The 22373-nt window shown below is 44.5% G+C and carries 16 protein-coding genes; 5 read left to right on the forward strand and 11 right to left on the reverse strand.

Translation table 11 applies throughout. The annotated features are described in order from the left end of the window. Positions 1-100: 100 nt before the first annotated feature. The 4 genes from ACXAGV_RS07095 to ACXAGV_RS07110 form a co-directional block, all read right to left on the reverse strand. The gene (locus ACXAGV_RS07095) at positions 101-2035 is read right to left on the reverse strand and encodes an EAL domain-containing protein (protein ID WP_474872640.1); all 1935 of its coding nucleotides are present in this window, start codon (positions 2033-2035) and stop codon (positions 101-103) included. A 251-nt stretch (positions 2036-2286) separates the two neighbouring features. Next, positions 2287-3309, reverse strand: a complete 1023-nt coding sequence (locus ACXAGV_RS07100) for an MBL fold metallo-hydrolase (protein WP_474872641.1) — start codon at positions 3307-3309, stop codon at positions 2287-2289. 209 nt (positions 3310-3518) lie between these two features. After that, on the reverse strand, positions 3519-5048 hold the full coding sequence (locus ACXAGV_RS07105) for an FAD-dependent oxidoreductase (RefSeq protein ID WP_474872642.1): 1530 nt from the start codon (positions 5046-5048) through the stop codon (positions 3519-3521). A gap of 66 nt (positions 5049-5114) precedes the next feature. Beyond that, positions 5115-6269 (reverse strand): aromatic ring-hydroxylating oxygenase subunit alpha, encoded by a 1155-nt coding sequence (locus ACXAGV_RS07110; RefSeq protein ID WP_474872643.1) that lies wholly within the window; start codon positions 6267-6269, stop codon positions 5115-5117. A 153-nt stretch (positions 6270-6422) separates the two neighbouring features. Between ACXAGV_RS07110 and ACXAGV_RS07115 the strand changes: the two genes are divergently transcribed. Both ACXAGV_RS07115 and ACXAGV_RS07120 read left to right on the forward strand, forming a co-directional pair. Beyond that, positions 6423-7004: a TetR/AcrR family transcriptional regulator gene (locus ACXAGV_RS07115; RefSeq protein ID WP_474808687.1), complete on the forward strand. Its 582-nt coding sequence runs from the start codon at positions 6423-6425 to the stop codon at positions 7002-7004. Between the two features lie 336 nt (positions 7005-7340). Further along, complete coding sequence (locus ACXAGV_RS07120) at positions 7341-8990, forward strand: AMP-binding protein (RefSeq protein ID WP_474872644.1); 1650 nt, start codon at positions 7341-7343, stop codon at positions 8988-8990. A 166-nt stretch (positions 8991-9156) separates the two neighbouring features. Here the strand turns inward: ACXAGV_RS07120 and ACXAGV_RS07125 are convergent, their stop codons facing one another. The 4 genes from ACXAGV_RS07125 to ACXAGV_RS07140 form a co-directional block, all read right to left on the reverse strand. After that, positions 9157-12204, reverse strand: a complete 3048-nt coding sequence (locus ACXAGV_RS07125) for an efflux RND transporter permease subunit (protein ID WP_474872645.1) — start codon at positions 12202-12204, stop codon at positions 9157-9159. Positions 12205-12207: 3 nt separating this feature from the next. Continuing rightward, on the reverse strand, positions 12208-13341 hold the full coding sequence (locus ACXAGV_RS07130; protein ID WP_474872646.1) for an efflux RND transporter periplasmic adaptor subunit: 1134 nt from the start codon (positions 13339-13341) through the stop codon (positions 12208-12210). 267 nt (positions 13342-13608) lie between these two features. Further along, complete coding sequence (locus tag ACXAGV_RS07135) at positions 13609-15543, reverse strand: monovalent cation:proton antiporter-2 (CPA2) family protein (RefSeq protein WP_474872647.1); 1935 nt, start codon at positions 15541-15543, stop codon at positions 13609-13611. 1 nt (position 15544) lies between these two features. Beyond that, positions 15545-16183: an NAD(P)H-dependent oxidoreductase gene (locus tag ACXAGV_RS07140; protein WP_474872648.1), complete on the reverse strand. Its 639-nt coding sequence runs from the start codon at positions 16181-16183 to the stop codon at positions 15545-15547. Between the two features lie 231 nt (positions 16184-16414). Here ACXAGV_RS07140 and ACXAGV_RS07145 point away from each other — a divergent pair, with 231 nt between their 5' ends. Further along, positions 16415-16909 carry an acyloxyacyl hydrolase gene (locus tag ACXAGV_RS07145; protein WP_474872649.1) on the forward strand — a complete coding sequence of 165 codons (495 nt, stop codon included), beginning with the start codon at positions 16415-16417 and terminating at the stop codon, positions 16907-16909. A gap of 105 nt (positions 16910-17014) precedes the next feature. Here the strand turns inward: ACXAGV_RS07145 and ACXAGV_RS07150 are convergent, their stop codons facing one another. After that, entirely contained in the window at positions 17015-19312 is a 2298-nt protein-coding gene (locus tag ACXAGV_RS07150; protein ID WP_474872650.1) for a xanthine dehydrogenase family protein molybdopterin-binding subunit, read from the reverse strand. Further along, on the reverse strand, positions 19309-19800 hold the full coding sequence (locus ACXAGV_RS07155; protein ID WP_269916298.1) for a (2Fe-2S)-binding protein: 492 nt from the start codon (positions 19798-19800) through the stop codon (positions 19309-19311). Before ACXAGV_RS07155 ends, ACXAGV_RS07150 begins: the two co-directional genes overlap by 4 nt. 232 nt (positions 19801-20032) lie before the next feature. On the opposite strand from ACXAGV_RS07155, the gene ACXAGV_RS07160 reads away from it, so the two are divergent. Continuing rightward, complete coding sequence (locus ACXAGV_RS07160) at positions 20033-20392, forward strand: winged helix-turn-helix transcriptional regulator (protein WP_474872651.1); 360 nt, start codon at positions 20033-20035, stop codon at positions 20390-20392. An 85-nt stretch (positions 20393-20477) separates the two neighbouring features. Here the strand turns inward: ACXAGV_RS07160 and ACXAGV_RS07165 are convergent, their stop codons facing one another. Further along, on the reverse strand, positions 20478-20753 hold the full coding sequence (locus ACXAGV_RS07165) for a putative quinol monooxygenase (protein ID WP_474835380.1): 276 nt from the start codon (positions 20751-20753) through the stop codon (positions 20478-20480). Between the two features lie 294 nt (positions 20754-21047). On the opposite strand from ACXAGV_RS07165, the gene ACXAGV_RS07170 reads away from it, so the two are divergent. Beyond that, entirely contained in the window at positions 21048-22337 is a 1290-nt protein-coding gene (locus ACXAGV_RS07170) for a diguanylate cyclase (protein ID WP_474872652.1), read from the forward strand. The last annotated feature ends 36 nt before the right edge of the window (positions 22338-22373 follow it).

Genomic DNA, 22373 nt, shown 5'->3' on the forward strand with positions numbered 1-22373 from the left:
AAAAGTCGTTTGCGGCGCTAAGTATTTTTCACACATCCGTGCCGTCTTCACACATTCGTTCACGGTAAACGCCTATCAAGTATCATCAAAAAGCGCTGTATTAATACACATTCCACAGTGATGGCTTTGCAAAATAGTAGCCCTGCTGATGATCAACCCCTAGCTTATTCAACGCCACCGATTCCGCCTCGTTTTCTACCATTTCGGATATTACCTTTATGTTCAAGCCTTTGGCTATGCTAACAAGGCTTGAAACAAATAGCTGGTTGTCTTTATTTGTGTGAATGCCTTGCGTTAGCCTGCCAGAGAGCTTTACAAACTGTGGCTGTATCGCCCGAAGGCCAGATAGTGAAGCAAAATTATCACCAAAACGCTCAATGGTAATGCCACACCCTATGTTGATTAACTGCCGGCATAGTGATTCTGTCACTTCTCTGTACTGAATCAATGCAGCATCCTCGACTTCGAAAAACAGTCTGTGGCTTAAGGCTTTGCGATTAGCGATTTCTTTTATCAACCAATTCCTGAATTCAGTATTAGCGATTGATGCTATGCTTAAATTCACAGCAACCTGTTGCGAGGTTACCTCTAACTTCTTAAGTACGATTGTGGTGACAAGCTTGTCTACCTGCGGAATTAAGTCTAGTCGCTCCGACGCTGGGATCAGCTGTGCCATCGGGATCACGTCATTCGTATCTTTATCCTTGAAGCGCCCTGACGCTTCGTAATAAGCGGGGACGTTTTGGTCTGTATTCATTACAGGCTGAATCATAATATCTGCGTATTGCTGAGACACAATGTAGTTCAGTCGCTCACGCCACTGAGTATTACTGTGCACTTTTGATATTTCTGATGCTAACTGCCAGCCGTTTTGGGTTTTCATGGCGGCAATAAGGGCGCTATCCACACTTTCCATGATTTGCGGCATTGACATAGTACCGACAAAACGCGTTATACCCATGTAGGTTGCTTTTGTTCCATCTCGAAGTGGAGAGACACTTGCACATTGTTTTGCAAGATTAGTAAGCATGAGTTCTCGGGCTGCGCCTTCCATAGCCTCGCTAATGAGTGCGAAATCACCGCCCGACAATCGAAATACAAAGCGGATATTGTGGTTGTTTTTGGTTTCTTCTACCAAAATGTTTGCCACCGCTTTAATGTAATTATCGCCCGGTACCATACCCAATTTTGTATTTATACTGCCTAGGTGAGCTAGTCTGACAATAATAAGCTCTTTTTCTTGCCCAGAAGCATTTTCATTTAATAGAGCACGCATATGGCGTTCGAAAGCGCCTCTATTCGCAAGCATTGTGAGCGAATCTTTGCTGGCTTCTTTTTTGAATAGTTCTGATTGTCGCTTAAGCTCGTCAAACTTAGAAGATAACGTGTTCGCGAGGGAGTTAGCAGCTTCGGCTAACGGCTTAAATTCTTCACTCGACGCCGTTAGTTCAGGCGATGTGAAGTTGTGGCTGCCCATTTCATTAAGCTTTTTAACGGTCTTATAAAGTGGTCGTTTTATCCGTCCGTTAACGAGTACCACGAAAAGTGAAAGAAGCACTGCAAGGGCGACAAAAGCAGCGGTATTTTTAATCAGTACAGCGATAAACTTATTGGCAATCGTACTTTCACTTGCCGTCAGTACAAGGTTATTCTCACTATTATATAAAGGTGCACGCTTCGTGTAACTGGGGCTTGGGTCAACAAGAGAATACCACGATGGCAAAGTGTCTTCGCTTAGGGCCTTTGCGCTCAACACTTCTTTTCCGTCAGCGTCAATCACCAATGCGGCAGATATATAGGGCTGTGCTACGGCACTCTCCGTCAATGTTTTAAGTGCTAGACGCTCATTTTGGGGAGAAAGAGAAACCTGTTGAGCAACGGCACTCCTGTAAATTAACGCACTTTTTTCAGCCTGCAGCGTTACCGCCTCAGACGCGTTAATTTGTAACTCACGTAATTCAGCAACAGACAATGCAGTAAATGCTAAAAACAAAAGGGTTACAATACCCAAATTAGTTTGGCTAGATAGCTTCATTACTAGCAGTTATCTCCTTTAACTGAGAAATTAATTTTCGCTAAAAACAGTCGTGTGGCATTGCCGTGTAAGAATTCACGAGCCGCTCAGTACAATATTTACTCAAAGTGCAAGACACTTACACTTAAAGCGTAAAGCGTAATTGTAGCTTACACAAGGGGTGAGTGCGAATCATACAATGTAATCACAAATGTACATTAAAACAAAATGTTAAGCGAGTAGTAATAATGCTTTTAGCTTGTCTATACGTTTTACTTGCTATCTAGCCACCACACTTTATTAGGGGCTTCACCAGCACGCTTTACAGGTACTATTTCGCCAAAAATAGGAATGCTGGTGGGAACACCCTTCGCATAGGCAAGATCTGTAATTTTCATCAAAGGTTCATTCCAGTTATGTAGCGCTAAATCAAAGGTACTGTTGTGCACGGGCATCATGACACTAGCTTGAATATCAATATGCGCTTGCAGACTCTGTTCAGGCAGCATGTGTATGTCTGACCACAGTTCGTTGTATGCGCCGGTTTCGATCATTGATAAGTCGAACGGACCGTACTTGTCGCCTATTGCTTTGAAGCCTTCAAAATAGCCCGAGTCACCGCTGTAAAAGATGTTGGTATTTGCAGATTTGATAACCCAACTTGCCCAAAGAGTTTCGTCTCTATCAAATAAACCTCGCCCGGAAAAATGCTGGGAGGGGGTCGCTATGATTTCAATATCTCTAACCCCTGTGTTTTGCCACCAATCCAACTCAACGATTTTGTTTGCATCTACGCCCCAGTCACGCAAATGATTGCCTACTCGCAACGGTGTAATAAACACGTCGACTTTGTTTTTTAGTACTTCAATGCTGCCCTTATCTAAATGGTCGTAATGATCGTGACTGATAATTACGGCATCTAAATTCGGTAAATCTTCAAGCGATATAGGGGATTGGTGGAAACGCTTGGGTCCCATCCATTGGACGGGAGAAGCACGCTCACTAAAGACCGGGTCGATCAATATATAACGCTCGGCAAGTTTCAATAGGGTAGTAGAGTGGCCCAGCTTTATCACGCTGTCTTCTGCAACTGCGTCAAGCATTTGTGGTGTAAGTACCGACACGGGTATGTCAAACGTTGGCGTTGCAGCATCTCTATTGTCACGAAAATACGCTTTGGTGACTTTCCACATGTCTCGCCACGTCGTTTTATATTCAATATGAGTATTAGTGAATTTTTCAGGTTGCGACGCGCTTGCAGCAAGGGTGTTTGAAGAACCACAAAAAGATGTCATAAATAAAACTCCAACAAGAAAGCGTGTGCGATTAAAAGCGGGCATGCTCTCACCTTAAATTAAAAGTATACTGCACAGTGTAGTTTACTCATGGTAAACGAATCTAGCTAAAAGTAAACTGTTGAGTGTATTTTTTGTTGCCTTGTCCGACGTTTGGGTTGTACTGACAGACTTAACTATGGAGCACAATTAAACTGTAATACGGGATGCTAATCTGGGATGAGTCGAGCGAATGCTTTTGCAGAACTAGGTGAATTAAAGCAACCTGTTAACACATAGCCAATGGTATTGAACTTATTGTCGAGCAGCCTTGCACTAACCCCTTTTTTACTTTGCTCTTCAATTATCCAACGACTGCGGCCACTAGAAGTATGAGTGGGGAGCACCATGTTTATAGGATGACAGCTGGTTTTCACAACAATGGGCATAATGGGGTAGGACAAATACTCGGGTTGCTTCCCGTTCATTTTCTCGTTGGCCAAGTTTGACGCCAGTAACTTAACTTGATTCAGTAATGGCGCGACGTAGGGCAGAACTACGCCAACTCGCACGGTATTATCATCAGCAATTACATGAGCGCCTGCATCGCCATGCTGTGTTGAGACTTGCGCACAGTCTCCCACGGCAAACACATCTGGCGCCGATGTTTCTAGGTTACTATTAGTTAAAATGCCACGCTGACAAGAAATGTCAGCGCGTAACGCCAACTCAATATTGGGCTTTACACCAATTGCTGACAGCACAAGGTCGCTTTTAAATCGCTTTCCGTTAGCAAGTAACACTTCTACGCCCTGCCCATCATTTTCAACACGCGATACTGTAGTGTCAAAATGAAATGCTGCACCTGCACCTGCCTCTGCTAATGCATGAGTGAGTGAAGTAGAAGCTTCTTTGGGCAGCAGCGCGTTGAGCGCACTGGGTTGAGGGTCGACAATACTCACATGAACATCCGCCCGCAGAAGGTTATCAGCAAATTCACAGCCAATTAAGCCAGCCCCCATGATTGTAATGTGGCGGGCATGCGCGGCGTCGGTAATGAACTGTCCATAATCAGTAAGGTTATTTACAACGCGAATTTTGTGACTTGCGTTACCCTCAATAGCTGGCGTCACTGCCGATGAACCTGTCGCTAGAACTAACTTGTCGTAAGGTTGCTCTCCACCGCCTTGAAGTAACACGCATTTAGCGTGCGTGTCGATATGTTCTACCAACGTATGAGTAAACAGTCTAACGCGATATTGGCGTGAAAAATCCGAGGCCGAACTTTGCGTAAGCGTAGCTACACTTTTTTGTTGCGCATAAGCATTAGATAGCTGAGGCTTGCTGTAAACCGCGCCATCATCTGAGCAGATAACAACAATGGGCGTATGTTTGTCGTGTTGACGGTACGATTTTACAAAGTTAACGCCCGCCATGCCCGAACCCACAACCACGATGGGTGCATCGCTTGCATCGTCGTGCTGAGTTCCTTGGCTGGCTAGCGGCTTTGGGCTTGCAGGGCCTTCACTGTGAAAGGGTTGGAGCGATGCTTTTTGCGTGTTCATATGCTCAACATTTCTCACTTCAGTCACTTGTTTCATTTGAAAATCGCGCTTACTAATGCCACAGTCAGGGCAACACCAATCGTCGGGAATGTCTTCCCATTTGGTACCTGGACGTAAGCCTTCTTCGGGGCAGCCTTGCTCCTCATCATATAGCCAACCACAAGCCTGACATTCCCATATTCTATATTGCGACATAGCTTCTACCTCACCAAGCCTTTTGTTTTATAGCCACTAAAGACAATTTTTTATGAAAAACAGTCGTTAAGCTGAAAGAAGTGCATCAAGCTCTTCATTAAACGCGTGTAAAGCCCACTCGTTCTTACCATATTGAATGTAGGGCAGGGCGCCGCTTTCTAACGATGATTGGATAGACTCACCCAAAGCCCAATCCTCGTTGAGCGTGGTATTGGTGATGTCGTGGTTTTTCTGCCAATGACGAAGCTGATTAATATCGTTAAGATCGGCGCTCTTGGGGATTAAAGTGGTAATAGTAATTTCGGTTTCTCCCGCGCTCAGCGGGCGAAAGTTAATAAATTCAACGTGTTCCTTTTGTATAAGCAGCGCCGTATTCGGCAGCAACATGAACAGCGTGTGGCTATAGTCGTGCAGCGATAAATCGTCTGTTGCCTGTGCTTCTTCAGACGACAAGTTCTTTGTGGGCATAACTACCCGGTAATGCATATCAACCTTGTCAATTACCGCAACATTGTTGTAAAAAAACGGCGCAATGGTCTCTTTGTGTGCAAATGCAAAGTGATAAGTCTCAAGTCCACCTTCAGAAAAGAGCTTCCAATTACCCTTCCATACCTTAGTAAAGCGCTTGAAATGCGTTAGTTCATCTGCTTTAAGCCACTCAAGGTGCGCATTCATACCTGCCAAGTGTCCCGTTAAATGGGCTTTGATATCTTCATTTTCAGCAGCGCTTGGGCATACCCATATAAAGCCATACATTTCGATGCTAGGCAGTGCAATTAAGCCATTGTCTGACTTATTGGTATTTGGAAAGCAGTGCTGGTGACCAGGAATGTTGTTAAGTGCGCCATCAGTGGTATACGACCATGCGTGGTAAGGGCATACAAACTGCTTACTGCACCCCGAGCCTTCAACTAATTTCGCACCTCGATGTCGACATGCGTTTCTAAATACGTGCACGAGGTTGTTCGAATCTCGGCTGACAATCAGCGAGCCCATAGTTGTCTTAACTTCCTTATAACTGTCGAGCTCACCTACTTCAGAGGCATGAGCCACAATGGTCGGTAGAGAATTGAACACCTTTTTTAGTTCATCTTTAAATCGAGATTGGCTAGTGTATCTGTTGGTGTCTGAACGCACCTCAACATCACCCAGTGAGGTGGTTTTGTTAGCGACGTTTTGTTTCGCATTTTTAATCAACAACTTTTCGATATCGGTGTTCATGATGTCACTCCTAAACGGGAAGCGTATGTTTTGATAAATCAAACGCGGTATACGTATTTTAATTTACTTACCAGTTGGTAGGTTTTTACAAAATACCTACCAACTGGTAAGCTGTCAATATGCTATTTACACTTTTTGCTTTGGAATGATGAAGTGAAATTAAAAACGAAAGATAAGTTATTGAGTACCGCCACAATTCTTTTTTCGAAAAATGGTTTTTATGGCACAAGTATTAACGATGTTGCCGCGGAGGTTAGCGTTAGCAAACAAGGCCTGCTGCATCATTTCCCTTCAAAAGAAAAACTTTACGCAGCGGTAATAGCACAGGCCGCTCATCATCTCGTCGATTTGATAGAGGAAATAAAAACTGAATCAGATAATGCGCCAAATCAACTCTTCGCACTATTTAAAAGAATGGTATGTGCTGATGAAGAACGATTGAGAGTAATTATATTGCTTATGCGTGAGCTGCTTGATAATCGCGAACGAGCTGAACAGGCACATAAGTGGTTTTTACGCCCGTTTCTCGATGATGTTGTAGGTATTGTAACGAGCGGGCAACAACACGGGTACTTTAAAGAGCAGTCACCGTTTGCTTTCGTGTATCACTTGTTGGGCGCAACGCAGTATTATGTGGTTTCCCGTCCCACGCTCGACAAGCTTTATACGCGTGAAGAGCGGGAGCTACACGAAAAGCAGCACATGGAGATGTTAAAGGGCATTATTTTTGATTAATAAGCGCACCTTGCATGGGATTGCGATAGGTGCTTCTCTTTCTTGAAGTGAATATTGACCCTTGATAGGGCCAATATTCAACCTGTTTCTACAAATGAAAGCTAATGGAAAGCCATTAAAACACTCTTTCTCTTCCGCTAACGGTTTGTTTGTCTCACAACGCCCAATTCCTAGTCCTACCAAAAAATTTTGCCACCTCTAAGCGAACAAAATTTTTTACAAATAATTTCATTATTGTTGACAACCTACCAGTTGGTAAGTTATTTCTATTTGGCCTACCGATTGGTAGGTTTTTAGTTCCCTCGTGCCTAACTAACTGCCTAAGGATGCGAAATAATGAATGATGTACTCCCTTTAAGTGCGCTGAGCCACAACTTTAAACATCTTGCTGTGAAACCGGCATTTTACCAACCTGATGGTGTAAGGCAGCGCGTATGGACTTGGAAAGAAGTAGAAAAAGCGGTGCGATCGTTAATAGGAGGTTTGCATGATTTAGGGCTGGGTAAAGGCGATACTGTGGCAATTTATGGCAAAAATAGCGCCGAATGGATCATAGCTGACTGGGCGATAATGCTGGCTGGTATGGTTTCGATCCCCATTTACCCAACTGCAAATGAAAAAACGCTGGCTTTTATTATTGAGCGCACAAAGTGCAAGGCTATATTCATTGGAAGGCTCGACGATAATCAAATAGGTATGCGGGTGTTTCCTTCTTCACTTGTGCAAATTGCGCTGCCTAATATTTCGATTGACGGCACAATTACATGGAAAGATTGGATGGCACAAAAGTCGTTTACCGGTGAGTTTTTTAAAGGGGCGGCTGATAGTGTTATCAGTATCATGTACACATCGGGCTCGACGGGCACGCCCAAAGGCGTGGAACTTACACAGCTTGCATATGCATCATCATGTGCTGATACTGCAAGATTGTTTAACGTAAATCAAAGCGATAGGCTCTTTTCCTATCTACCTCTTGCTCATATTGCCGAGCGTGTTGTTACCGAAGGAATGATGATTTATGCCCCAGGAGCAGTGACTTATTTCTCCGAGTCACTTGAAACCTTCATTGATGACCTGAAAGCGGCAAAACCAACTGTTTTTTTCTCAGTTCCTCGCCTATGGGCCAAGTTTCTTGCTTCAATTTATCACACTGTTCCCAAGGAAAAACTGTCAGCCCTGTTAAAGGAGCCTTCTACAAATCAAAGTATTAAACGAAAAATAAAATGTAGTTTAGGCTTCGAAGAAACAAGGGTTTGGGTATCGGCTGCCGCACCAATCGCGAAAGAAATAATTGAAGAGTTTGAAGCCCTTGATATCTATATTTCTGAAGCCTGGGGCATGACCGAGGTAACGGGGGCAGGGTGTATTAACTATCCGTTTAAATCTTCGATGATAGGTACAATAGGCAGGCCCTTTACTGATGCTCAGGTTCGTCTTTCACAAGATAATGAGATTCAGGTGAAGGGCCGCAATGTATTCAACCGTTATCATTTAAACCCAGAGACAACCGGTGAAAGTTTCACCGACGACGGCTGGTTTAAAACCAAAGATAGAGGCGAGTGGGACGAACAGGGCGCTCTTAAAATTGTAGGCCGATTAAAGGACGAATTTAAAACTACAACGGGAAAGTACATTATTCCTTCCCCTATCGAGGCGATAATGTGTAATCACGACATTATAGAATTAGCGTGTGTGATGGGGAGTAACAGGCCTCAACCTTTCGCGGCAGTTGTACTTAGCGATACTGCATCATTATTAGATAAAGACGCTATTAGACGAGAGCTTGAGCGGTTTCTTCAGAATACTAATGAAAGCCTAGAAAACCATCAAAAGCTAAGCCATATTCTTGTGGCTAGTGAGCCATGGACAGTTGAAAATAATATGCTTACGCCGACGATGAAAATTAGACGCTTTGAAATTGAGACGAGATTTAGAGAAGCTGCATTAGCACTCGATGACCAAGCAAAAATTTTGTGGTGTGAATAACTAATAGTAAAGCTGGCAAATTTTCAAATGGCTTGTTTAAACAGCAGAAACTTAGGCCAAAATGGCATCTGTTCAGTAACCTTTTGTAGGCATTAGCGCAAACATAAAAAAGCTGGCAACCTAAAAAAGGGGCCAGCTTTTTCCGTACAATTTGGTCGTAGGCTTTTTACTCTGCTTTAATACCGTGGAACGTACAGTGCAGCACAGGCAGTATAAGTAGTGTAAGCACGGTGGCAATGGTCAGACCAAATACAATAACAACTGCCATTGACGCGAAGAACGCGTCAGAAAACAGCGGGATCATACCCAATATGGTAGTGATGGCTGCCATTGAAACGGGACGTACACGAGATACTGATGCTTTAACTACAGCATTAAACGCATCCCTATTACCTTTTGCCTGTACGTTTATTTCTTCCATTAATACGATCCCGTTTTTAAGCACCATACCGATAAGGCTTAAGCTGCCCAGCAGCGCCATAAAAGTAAAAGGTGCACCAACCAGTACCAAGCCACCAATAATGCCGATGGTAGTAAGTGGTATTATGCCCCATATCGCTAACGCCTGACGCAATCGTCCGAATAGTAATACGGTGATAATGAACATACCCAATATGCCAATAGGCATGCTGGCGAAGAGGGCGCTTTGCGCATCGGTTGAGGTTTCGTATTCGCCGCCCCATTCAATGCGATAGCCATCAGGCAATTTAAGCTCTTCTACAAGAGGGCGAACTTTCGCTTGCACGCTCGCTGCCGTTTCTCCGGATAAAGGCATGGGCTCAGCATAAACCGCCAGCATACGCACCCGGTTGCGGCGTTTGATGATAGGGTTATCAAGCGATACATCCACATTGCTGATAACATCAGCCATACTTATGTATTTACCTTGCTCTTGGCTCCATACGTTGAGTGAGGCAAGATTATCAATGTCATAGCGCTGGTTTGGATCGTTACGCATGACAATAGGTATTAAATCGCTCCCTTCTCGGTAAAGGCCAACAGTTTCACCCTCGTTATTCAGAAGAAACGCAGTGTGCACAGCATCTCGGGTTACCCCAATGCGCCTTGCTTGTTCTTCCAAGAATACGGGCTCGACAAATGGCACTTTGTTGCTCCACGACAACCGCACGCTATCCATGGTTTTTTCTGCTTGAAATATGGCTTCTATGTCGCTGCTGATTTCTCGCAAAACTTCAGGCTCTGGCCCGTAAATTCTCGCTTCTATCGCCGCTTTCGCAGAAGGGCCTACTTGCAGTGCTTTTACCTTGTATTGCACATTAGGGAAGTCTTGCCGCACCAGCTCGATAATTTCTCGCATGCGAGCATCACGAGACTCGACCGTGTTAGTTTCAACAATAAGTTGGCCATAACTGGCGTATCGGTCTTCTGGCGCATAGGTTAGGGTAAGGCGCTGTGCACCACCGCCTGTAACGCTGGTCACGTTGGCGATATCTTCCATGCTTAACACGTTGCTTTCTAAGCGCCGTATAGTTTGCTCTGTCGTTAAGATGTCGCTTCCTTCGGGCAGCCACAAATCTACAAAGAAAAGCGGTGTGGATGAATCTGGGAAAAACGCATTTTTCACGAATTTACCCGATGCCATGCTGCCAACCAGCGCAACAAGTACCAGTACTATCGTAATGTACCTGTGATTGATAGCTGCAGTTAGCACACGTTTGTAAACCGTAAAAATAATGCCTTTGTATGGATCGTCGTCTTCATCACTATTGCCGCGTTCTTTTTCTGTTTTAAATAACAAGTCGAAAAAGAAGGGCGTAATGGTTAGCGCGGTGATCCAACTTAAGAAAAGCGAGAAGCACAGTACCCAGAAGAGAGATCCAACGAATTCCCCAGTGGCATCTGGCGAAAGGCCAATTGGCGCAAAGGCGGTAATAGCAATTACGGTAGCGCCAAGAAGGGGTAAACCGTTTTGCGTTACTACGTCTTTTGCTGCCTGAAGTTTGGTTTGCCCTTTTTTAACGCCAATTAGCATGCCTTCGGTTACTACGATGGCGTTGTCGACTAGCATACCAAGGGCAATGATTAGCGCACCTAGCGATATTTTTTGCAGTTCAATGCCTTTCACCGACATCAAAATAAAGGTGCCAAGAATGGTAAGCACAAGAATGAGCCCCATTAGCACTCCACTTCGCCAGCCCATAAACAGCAGAAGTACGAAAATAACAATGGCCACGGCTTCAGCTAGGTTAATCAAGAAGCCGGTAACAGAATCGTCGACCACGGTAGGTTGGTTGTAAACGGTGTTGAGGCTCATGCCAAGGGGCATACGCTGCTCTAGCTCGGCAATTTTTGTATTAAGTCGCTTACCTACATCAACCACATTTACCGCCGATGCGAAAGATACGCCAATAGAAAGAGCGGGAGTGCCAGAACTGTGATAAAGAATAGAAGGGGTATCGTTAAGCTTGCGCTCAATAGTCGCGATATCTGTTAAGCGAATCAGGCCGCTAGCCGGTGAGCCAATGACTACTTGGCCTAACGCCTCTAAGTTATCAAATTCACCAGTAGGCTGAATGGATAGGCGCTTGCCCTGAACTTTAATCGACCCTGCGTTGCCCACTACATTTTGCGCGGTTAAAAGGCCTGCAATGGATTCTGCAGACACATTAAGGGCTTTCATTTTATCGTGATCTAAAGACACAATAATTTGTTCGCTTACCGTGCCGGCGATAGATACTTTCTTAACACCCTCGACAAGCTGAATTTCTCGCTGCATTAAATCAGCAAAATCTTCCATTTGCTTAAGCGAATAGTCTTCACTTTTAAGGGTGAGCAGAAGCCCAAATACATCGCCGAAATCGTCATTTACAATAGAGGTGCTGGTACCGGGGGGCAGCGATGCCTGTGCGTCACCCACTTTACGCCGTAGGTTATCCCAGTATTGCTCTAGGTCTTTAGCCTGAACACTACTTTTAAGCTCCACCGTAATTTGTGATAACCCCAACATGTTAACTGAGCTTACGCGTTTTACGTTGGGTATACGCTGAATTGCTTTTTCAAGCTGGAGCGTAACTTCTTCTTCAACTTGTTCAGGTGTTGCGCCCGGGTATTGGGTTATAACTAGTGCATTTCTAATGGTGAATTCGGGAAATTCTAGCTGACCTAAGCCAAGAAAGGTAACGATGCCGCCCACTCCTAAAATGATGGCGACCATCCAGCTTATGACTTTTTGACGAAAGAAATACTCGACCATGATTTACAGGCCTCCTTCTTTCGTCCACTCAGTAACCGCTTGGCCTTCTTTTACTAGATGAGCACCTGCAGCAACAATTCTATCATCGTCGTTTAGCGGCCCTTCTACTAGCAGCCCGTTAGAAATCCCACGTGTTATCATTACTTCTACTGCTTCGACTGTGCCTTTTTTAGCATTGTCGTTGTCAGGTTTGAAACGCCACACAATCGCTTTTTCGGGCTCTGCGTTGTCTGTAACCACTGCACCAAAAGGGACTAACCAAAGTTTCGTGTCAGACTCAATAAGTTTCGACATATCAAGTAATACGGTCGCGCTCATACCTGAAAGTACATTAATGTCTTCAGGCTCAGGCAGCGTAATCGTAACCTCGTAGCTAAGCTCACCTTGTCGCGTAGTGCTTTCGTGATCCTTATACATGGCAGCATAGCGTTTTTCTGGCATACCGGAAAAAGTGACCCATGCCATTTCAGAGGTACGGTTTTCGCGTGCTCTAGAGCGGTCAATCATGCGCATTTTTTGCTCTGGCAACTGAAACGTTACGTCAATAGCGCCTGGCAAGTGAAGCTCGGCAATGGTTTGCTGAGGCACAATTACTTGATAGTTTTCAACGGGCACAGATGCAATGAGCCCCGCAAAAGGTGCACGAAGCTCTGTATAGCTTAGTTGGTCCTGTGCGTTGGTCAAACTGGCTTTAGCCGCTAAAAAGTTGGCTTTCGCTTCATCAAAAGTAGAGCGACTTACCGCGCCTTTTTCAACGGAAGCCTCCATACGTTCAAACATAGCAGAGGATACATCAAACTGAGACTGGGCGGTGGCGAGTTGTGCTTTTGCATCTCGGTCGTCAAGCCGTGCGATAAGCTGGTTCTCTTTCACTTCCTCGCCTGCTTTTACGTTAAGTTCTTGAAGCTTACCGCCTATACGAAAAGAAAGGTTTGAATATTCAGCCGCCTCTACTTGCCCTGGGAATTTAGCAATGGTCTCGTCTGAATGCTGAACTTCATAAAGCGTTACCGGTGTTGAAGATACAGTTTTAGGTGGAGTAGGGGCGTCTTCACACGCACTTAGGCCAGCAAGTGCGGTAAATGCAACCACAGCGCGCACGACTACACTGTTAAAGAGACTCTTTTTAGACAACATGGTAACTCTCCATTCAAATAAACCACTTTTCGTTCCCATTTTGGCAATGGGTTATCTTGTATTACGCGCCTATTAACCATCATTAAAGCGGATGGTATAGAAATCTAATATACGCTTACTTCAACGTACTTAAAGGTTATAGCGTTATTTGTCATTTTCGATCAGATTTTTCGTTCACAAATTCAAGTGCTAACCAGCGAGTTAACGTCAACATCTTCGACCCGTAGTGCGAATGTGCAACAGAGTTATCGCTAAGTTACGCGCTAATTACTTGTCTTCTTTATCTGGATTTTCATCGGGCGCAAGCTTTTCTGCGTACCCTTTAGGCGGCGGAGTCCAACCACGCATTTTCGAATGTTTGTCGTGTAAATCTGCTTTAAGCGCACCTTCGATTAGTGACTCCAGTTCAATAAAGAGCTTAAGGTAATTATTATCAACCCGTTCGCCACTGGCTTCATCCACCCACGCGTGATAAAGCACATCGTTTTGTTGCGTCTCAATATTTTTATAGGCCATCTTTTGTCGTTCAACCTGGAAGGGGTGAATATTGAGTGAGCGTAATGCTTCTGCGCCCATCTCTAGCGCACTGTGATAGGTTTCAGATACTACATAATCTGCGCCCAGCTGGCGCAAGCGGTATCCATGACCACGGTCAAAGGCACGTGCAAGCACTTTAGTGTTGGGGAATGAGTGCTTTGCGTACTTTACCATTTCTGCGGCTGTTTCTCTGTCGTCAATGGCGATAACCAACAAAGCGGCTTCGTGTGCCCCAGCGGTATGCAAAATGTCAGGTTTGGATGCATCACCGAAATAAGCTTTGGTGCCAATACTCCTAATTAGATCTATTTGCTCAGAACGAATATCGAGCACAACGGTATTTACATCGTTGGCTACTAAAAGACGGTTAATAATTTGCCCAAAGCGCCCAATTCCTGCAATAACCACGGTACCTTTCTCGTCAATTACATCTTCATTACGCTGTGATTTCGCATTCTTATAATGAGGAATAATGGCTTTGTCGAATAGGATGAAAAGCCCTGGCGTTAAGAACATGGAAATAGCCACAACAAGAGAAAGTACAGAAATAATGTCACTGGGCAGCACGTAGTTTTGCGAGGCAAAACTGAGTAACACAAAGCCAAATTCACCCGCCTGGGCAAGGCTTAGTGTGAACAACCATTTATTGGTACCTTTTATTTTAAAAATTAAGGCGATGATAAACAGTACAACGGCTTTCACCAGCATAACCGCGACAGTTAGCCCTGCTATCAACATCGGGCTCTCACTAAGTACTGAAAAGTTGATGCCAGCGCCTACCGTTATAAAAAACAGGCCCAGCAACAATCCTTTAAATGGTTCGATATTGGCTTCAAGTTCATGCCTGAATTCACTGTTAGCCAGAACGACGCCGGCTAAAAATGCACCAAGGGCAGGAGAGAGCCCAACTAGCCCCATCAACGCGGCAATGCCGATAATTAACATAAGCGCCGTGGCCGTAAATATTTCTCGTAAACCCGATGCGGCGACAAACTTAAATAAAGGGCGGCTTAAGTAGTGTCCGCCAATAGTGAGAAAGGCAATAGAGCTAATAATCACCAAGCCAGAAGCCCAAGGTGCAAGCCCTTCTACTAAATTGAAGCTATCGTGTGATTCTGCTGCGCCATGTTCACCTCCTGCGGCAACGAGTTCGGGAATGGCAAGTAAGGGAATAAGCGCAAGCATGGGAATAACAGCAATATCTTGAAACAGCAAAACAGAAAAGGCACTTTTGCCTCCTTCAGTTTTCTGCAGGCCTTTTTCTTGCAAAGTTTGTAAAACAATGGCGGTTGAAGAAAGGGCGAAAATAAGACCAATGGTAAGAGCAATGCTGAAAGGCTGTTCAAGCAACAGAGCGACACCAGTGATAAGCGCGGTAGTTAATGCTAATTGCAAACCGCCTAATCCCATAAGCTTTGACTTCATTGCCCATAGCGAGCGGGGCTCTAGTTCTAGCCCAACCAAAAACAGCATCATGACCACACCGAATTCAGCAAAATGCTGAATAGCGACGGTTTCATCGCCGACTAAGCCGAAAATTGGGCCTATGACAAGCCCGGCTATTAAATAGCCTAGAACAGAGCCTAAGCCAAGGCGCTTCGCAATGGGCACTGCAATTACTGCGGCGACCAGATAGATAAATGCATATAAGAAATAGCCCGTCACATTAATCTCCTTTCGCCTTACAAAGGTCGGCGAGGTTCTCGATGTGTTTTGCTTTTTCTAAATCGAGAGTGTTGGTGGTTAACTTTTTAAGCAGGGTTACCCACTTGCTTCTGTGTTCAACAATGCGATGCTCTTCTTGGGCGGTACGCGAGCCGAATATTGCAAACGGGGCAATGTAGGTCATATTTGTGATTTGGGCCATTTGCTCTAAAGGCTGAAGAAGTTGCCTGATGGTGTAGTGATTGAAACCGTCAGTTTGATATGCTTCCTCTTTGCCACCCGCACTTAACGCACAAAGAAACAGTTTATCTTTAAGTGCAGTACCTTCATGGCCGTAGGCGAACCCATATTCCAATACTAAATCTTGCCATTCTTTCAAAATGGAAGGTGTGGAATACCAGTAAAGCGGAAACAGGAAAACAATGACATCGTGGTCGACTAAACGCTGCTGCTCCCGTTCAATATCAATATTAAAATCTGGATATTCTGCATACAAATCAACGGCGGTCACGTGCTTATTTAGTTGAGCTTCATGAAAAAGCGGCACGTTCACTTCAGAGTGCGTTTGCGCAGGGTGAGCGAAAAGAACCAGTACTTTCTTACTTCGTTTTGTGTCTTCTATGGCGTCTAGTTTGGTCATACTTCTCTACTCAGCTTTACTGCCTGTGTCTCTAAGAATTTTTCTTGCCACTCTACTTTATAATGCAACATAAACGCTTAGAGCAAATCAGAATTAATATTTCTTCAAAGTTATAAGGTTACTAATGTTTGCTAGGTTGAAAAAAGTAACCTGATTACCATTATGAACTTGAAAACGGATTATTGCTATGACGGAACACTATTTTTTAACTTTGCTTAGAACCATATAACCATGAAAACATCACTAAAAACACGCGTACTTGCACTATCATTACTTTCTTTTTTTGCGCCGCTATCCACCCATGCTCTACCTCAAGGTACTGAGCTCAAAGCAGGCGCTGCCGTTTGGAATCTATTTGATGACGCAGACCGTTACGCACTGCACGTGGCGTACATACACAAACCGCTTGAGTCATTTTACGGATTACGTCCTACCGTACTTTTAGTGAGTGCAGACCAAGGTCAACATTATCTCGCAGCCGGTGTGGCAAAAGATATCTATGAGTACAACGACTTTTCCGTACGGGTTGCGTTTCACGCGGGCATTGTCGATGAGTCTGAAAACTTAGGTGACACGATAGAGTTTTATTCATCACTTGCTGGGCAATATAAGCTCACTGATTCATTTTCGATAGAAGCTGAAATCGGTCATATCTCTAACGGTGGGCTAGGGGATACAAACCCGGGGTCAGAGTCATTAGTTTTAAGCGCTCACTATCTTTTTTAATAATGTTTTATCTGCAACGTGTTCACAATGCGCTTCTTTTAAATAAAAACAACCCGCCAAAATGCGGGTTGTTTTTATTTTTGTTCTGCTTTGTGGTTTAACGTTTTAAGCGTTAAGTGCTTTTTTTACGTCGCTAGATAGCATGGGTAAGTGGCGCAGTCTAACGCTAACAGCATTGTAAACAGCATTACCTACTGCTGGTGCCACGCCAATAACCCCTGGCTCGCCCAACCCCACTGGAAATTCGTTACTTTCAATGTACTCAATGTCCATCTCAGGTACGTCATTCATTCTCAGAGGTTGGTACGTAGTTAAGTTTTTCTTCGCCACATAGCCGTCTTTAATTTCGTTGTGTTCAAATAACGCGAGGCTAGTTCCCCAAAGCAGCGCGCCTTCCATTTGCGCCATAGCGCCATCGGGGTGAACGATAATTCCCGCGTCAGCGACAACCCACAACTTTTTAAGCGTGATTTTTCCACTGTTTTTATCTACGTGGACATGTGCTGCGGTAGCAAGCCATGCGGGCATAGTACGTTCTTGTCCTGCAGTTACACTAAACCCAATACCTTCGCTCTCACCTAGTTCAACGTTAGCTGTCTTGTCCTTGAGCTTTTTAAGCGTGTGAGCAAGACGAGTGGCACCACCAACGCTTTCAGGCGCTTTGCCCGCTTGCTTACCTTTGCCGTCAAGCATAGACAACCTAAAGTCCACGGGGTTTTGGTTAGCTTTATGTGCCACTTCATCGATAAAGCTTTCTAATCCCCACACTATCCAACCTTGACCCACTGAGCGAAGCCAGCCCGGTGTGAAGGTATCCTGCGCCACTTTGTTGTTTATCACTCGGGCTTGGTGATGCTGCATGGTGTACCAATGGTCTGCCCCTGAAGCTGAAAACGGGTCGACTTTTCCTTTCCCATCTACTCCGTCAGGCATAAAGCTCGGTGCCATTGCCAGCGTTGGCCAGCCCGCAGCAAGTGCGTGCTCCATACCAGTGAAATTCCCAGAGTCGTCGAAATAGGCGTTGAACAACGACGTTGACGCCGAGCGAGGTTGGTCGAACATGGTATCGTCAGGGCGCATAAAGAGCATTTTAACCGGTTGTCCGGCCGCTTTCGCGGTAAGCACTGCTGGAATGATCCAGTCACCAAACAAACGGCGGCCAAAGCCTCCGCCAAGGTAATATTGGTGAAGAACAACCTCAGAATCAGGGACTTCTGCGGCCTTTGCTACTGCAGGCAGCGTAAGTCCTTGCCACTGGTTACCCGTATGGATATGCCATTTTTCATCTTTAAACTCAGCAACCGCGTTTACTGGTTCAAGTTGAAAATGACTAGCGGTTGATGTGGTATACATTGCTTCAATTGATTCAGCCGCCTGCTTTTCAGCATTTAAAATATTGCCTTCATCGACAAATAATGTGCCTTCACTTCGGTCGCGGCAGATTCGCTCGCCCTCTTTTTGAATGTCAGCTTCGTTAACGTTCACCGTCTTACCTGCGTTGTAGCTAACCTTCACTTTATCGATGGCTTTAATTGCGGTCGGGTAATCAGAAGCCAACACAGCAACCCATCCTTCAATAGTGCCTGAAGGGTCGGTGAGTACCTTATACCCTTTATAGCCGGGTAGTGATTTAGCTTGGCTATCATCGACCTTAGTCACTTTACTGCCGTATCGCGTTGGTGGAAGAATGGGGCGAGCGTAAAGCATGTTGTCTACTTCAACATCTATACCGTAAACCGCTGTACCGTTGGTTTTTGGTGGAATATCCAAAGCTTTATATTCGTTACCCAAACCAATGAGGTGTTTTTTGTTCCCGGGTTTAATTGGTAGACTTTCTAATTCGTCGGCCGTATAAACCTTATCAATATTGCCCTTAGCAACAATGTCGCCGTAGCTTACTTTTTTGGTGCCTGATACTACAAAACCCGCGTTAGCTTCACAGTCTGATACCGGCACGCCCAGTAACTTAGCACCGGCGTTAAGAAGTACTTGGCGTCCAGCTGCACCTGCTTGTGACATAGGTTTGTAGGTTTGGAAAACAGACCATGAACCACCTGTTACCATATACCCCCATTTTGGGTCGGTATCTACGTGTACTATTGACACTTTGTCCCACTCGCACTCCAGTTCATCAGCTAAAATACGCGCTAAAGCAGTACCAACATGCTGTCCCATTTCAGCCTTGGCGATATTCACTGTCACGTTACCTTTTGTATCCATTTCGAACCAGACGTTAGGTGAAAAGGTTTTGTTCGCAATGGCTTCTTTAGCTGACAGAATAGATGGAATTGCCGAAGCGCCAAACGCCATGAAAAGCGACGTTTTAACAGAACCGGCCATAAATGAGCGACGAGACAAATTGATTGTGTCTTTTTTCTCTTTAGATAGGTCTTTAATGCTCATGCGTTTTCACCTTCTGATGAAGCCTTAGGGTCGTAATGCTGAACCGTAGAAGTTGCGGCGCGTTTAATCGCTTTTTTTATTCTAGTGTAAGCCATACAACGACAATAATTGCCATTCATGTGGTTAACGATGTCTTGATCACTGGGGTTAGGGTTGCTGTCCAGTAATGTCGCCGCCTGCATAATTTGACCAGACTGGCAGTAACCACACTGTGGTACCTGCTCCTCCACCCAAGCCGATTGCAAAGGATGTTCACCGTTTAAACTTTCGATTGTATTGACCTTCTTTCCGTTAACAAGAGAGACAGGGTAAGAGCATGAACGAATAGCATTGCCATCGATATGAACGGTACATACGCCGCACATGGCTACGCCACATCCGAATTTTGTACCTTTTAAGCCAAATTCGTCGCGAATCACCCAAACAAGGGGCGTATCTGAGGCTGCATCCGTCTGCACTGTTTTTCCATTTAACGTAAATTCAATCATGGTAATTATCACCGTGAAGTTAGAGTCTAAATTGCTCTCGCCAAGGTAAAGACTTGGTTTGAACGGTCTGGTTTGCCTGGTCTTTTGTGAACCTTTAACTTATAAAGTAGACTAATTCACCACAGGTATACGACTGTAAGCCAAAATAGTTTATGTGGTATAGTTTAGTTACCTTGTTCAACTAAGCAATTAGTTTACTTTTGGTTACTAGGTGCTTTTTCAAAGGACATCAATGAAAACAGAGATAAAAACAGACACTAAGGGTAGAAAAACCGTTTTAAATACGTGTACGGAGCCTTGCGCGATTGAGCGCGGTATGCGCTTGATTGGTGGAAAATGGACAGGCTCTATTATTTACCATTTGAAAGATGAACCTGTAAGGTTTAATGACTTGTGCAGAATGCTTGGCGGTGCCAGCCGGAAGATGGTCGATCAGCGCCTTAAAGAGCTGGAAAACAATGGCATGGTGATCCGCAACGTTATCGACTCTCGTCCAATTGCGGTTGCTTATAGTCTCACTGAGTTTGGGCACTCAGCGCTAGATATTCTTGAACAGCTAAGAGTCTGGTCTGAAAAGCACACAAACGATTAGTTTCGTGTATAAAAAATGCAGAATAATGAAAACGGTGAGCGTTGCAGTTCACCGTTTTGAAACACAACCGCTTAGAGTTGCAGTTCTAAACTTTCACAATCGGTAACCTAAGCACTTTGTCGACAAGGGCCCCCGCTTTCTCCTGAAAGGCTTCAAAGTGCGCTGTCACCTCGTGGGCATCAAGCGCTTCTTGAGATTCCCATTTCTCAGTAATGACAAAAACACCGTCTTCGCATGAATGCAGATCATACATTACGGCGCCTTTTTCTGCGCGGCTAGCTTTGACCAAAGGCGCTAGGGCTTCTGACAGCGCGTTTTGATGATGAGGCTTAGAAAAGATAATGACTGAAAATTCGATCACATTGGACTCCTAATACTAAAGCGCTCAACATAAGTAAGTTAGAATTATTGTGTTAGCCTTAAGCGCCAATTTGCCCTTTTTATCAGATAAGAGGCACGCTGCCTTCTTTGATGTATTTAGCCGTGCTCATAATAGCGTTGATAAACATTCTCTAAGCCTTTTTCTTAGTTATATTCATTAGCTAATAAATTCAATCTATACTTACCTATACTAAAGTATAAATTGAGCTTGTTGTAGGTTAAGCACCATTTTTTTGAGGCAACGGAATGCAATTATCTAGCGGGGCAGTGCCCTATGTTTGAAAAAACCTTTCACTTTTGTCCAGTAGGGCTTGCTCACGTCAGTGTGGATGGCAGCTTCATTCGCGTTAATAAACGCCTGTGTGATTTTTTAGGGTACTCAAATGAAGAGCTTACAAAAGTCACGTTTCAAGAATTAACAGCGCCAGATTACTTGGATGAAGACCTTGACCACCTGGCGCGTCTGTTGAAAGGTGACATTGACGACTACTCAATAGAAAAGAGTTACCTAAGAAGTGATGGCGAGGAGATTTGGGCTAAGCTGACGGTTTCCCTCGTCAGAGACCAGCGGGGTTACCCAGACTACTTTATTTCTGTGGTCGAGGATATTGACGAGAAAAAGCGTATTCAATCTGAGCTTTTCCAGATCGACGCTTTGTTCAGTAAGATCGTAAGCGCATTTTCGGACAGAACTTTCATTTGGGTAGCGACGCCGGATTTAACTACGCTGAAATATGTCAATGATGGATATGAGAAGATTCTCGGTCGCAACGAATACGAACTCTACTGTAATCCGATGAGCTTTATCGACCATGTCCATGAAGATGATAAAGCACGGGTGTTAAAACAGTTTAGTCAGCGCCCATTGCAAAATTGGGATATCCAATATCGTATTTATGATGTGAAAGGTGAGGTGAAATACCTTCATGACCGAGGCAGTTTAATTTATGACGACAGAGAGATGCAGTCGCTTATTTTAGGTACCGCAGACGATATAACAAAAGAGAAAACTCAGCAGCAGGCTCTGATGAGCGCTGTTACTAAATTAGAGCATCTTTCAAAAACTGATTCGCTTACTGGGCTTGCCAACAGAAGAGAGATATTTAGTCAGTTAAGGGACGAGATTTCTCGCATGGAGCGAGGCCAAACAGCGTCTACCCTTGTGTATGTCGACCTAGATAAGTTTAAAGAAGTTAATGATAAATATGGGCATAAGATAGGCGATAAAGCGTTAGTTGAGTTCTCTAAGGTAATGGGCTCGCTTTTGCGAGATAGCGACCGGTTTGGCCGTATCGGTGGCGATGAGTTTGTCATTTTGCTCTACGGTACTAATGAGAGCGACACAGCTTTATTTTTTGACAGAATTAAAAACAGTAAATTCGAAATTGATATCGATGGTAAAGATGTCGTTCCTATCAGCTTTAGCGTTGGTTGGGTGCAGTGGAACGAGGGCATCAACACTGTTCAGGAATGGTTAGACCGAGCAGATGGGGTAATGTACGAAAAAAAGCAATGCGGGCAAGTTGTAACAGCGATAGATAGCGAACTAGATAAAGCGATGTAGCGAAACTGCTAATACTGAAGCTCCTGCTACATCGCT

Source organism: Alteromonas sp. ABH4_453 (assembly GCF_056160665.1).

Coding starts and splice junctions, on each gene's coding strand:
- ACXAGV_RS07095 (WP_474872640.1), bottom strand. CDS start 2,035: ATGAAGCTATCTAGCCAAACTAATTTGGGTATTGTAACCCTTTTGTTT.
- ACXAGV_RS07100 (WP_474872641.1), bottom strand. CDS start 3,309: ATGACATCTTTTTGTGGTTCTTCAAACACCCTTGCTGCAAGCGCGTCG.
- ACXAGV_RS07105 (WP_474872642.1), bottom strand. CDS start 5,048: ATGTCGCAATATAGAATATGGGAATGTCAGGCTTGTGGTTGGCTATAT.
- ACXAGV_RS07110 (WP_474872643.1), bottom strand. CDS start 6,269: ATGAACACCGATATCGAAAAGTTGTTGATTAAAAATGCGAAACAAAAC.
- ACXAGV_RS07120 (WP_474872644.1), top strand. CDS start 7,341: ATGAATGATGTACTCCCTTTAAGTGCGCTGAGCCACAACTTTAAACAT.
- ACXAGV_RS07125 (WP_474872645.1), bottom strand. CDS start 12,204: ATGGTCGAGTATTTCTTTCGTCAAAAAGTCATAAGCTGGATGGTCGCC.
- ACXAGV_RS07130 (WP_474872646.1), bottom strand. CDS start 13,341: ATGTTGTCTAAAAAGAGTCTCTTTAACAGTGTAGTCGTGCGCGCTGTG.
- ACXAGV_RS07140 (WP_474872648.1), bottom strand. CDS start 16,183: ATGACCAAACTAGACGCCATAGAAGACACAAAACGAAGTAAGAAAGTA.
- ACXAGV_RS07145 (WP_474872649.1), top strand. CDS start 16,415: ATGAAAACATCACTAAAAACACGCGTACTTGCACTATCATTACTTTCT.
- ACXAGV_RS07150 (WP_474872650.1), bottom strand. CDS start 19,312: ATGAGCATTAAAGACCTATCTAAAGAGAAAAAAGACACAATCAATTTG.
- ACXAGV_RS07155 (WP_269916298.1), bottom strand. CDS start 19,800: ATGATTGAATTTACGTTAAATGGAAAAACAGTGCAGACGGATGCAGCC.
- ACXAGV_RS07160 (WP_474872651.1), top strand. CDS start 20,033: ATGAAAACAGAGATAAAAACAGACACTAAGGGTAGAAAAACCGTTTTA.
- ACXAGV_RS07170 (WP_474872652.1), top strand. CDS start 21,048: ATGTTTGAAAAAACCTTTCACTTTTGTCCAGTAGGGCTTGCTCACGTC.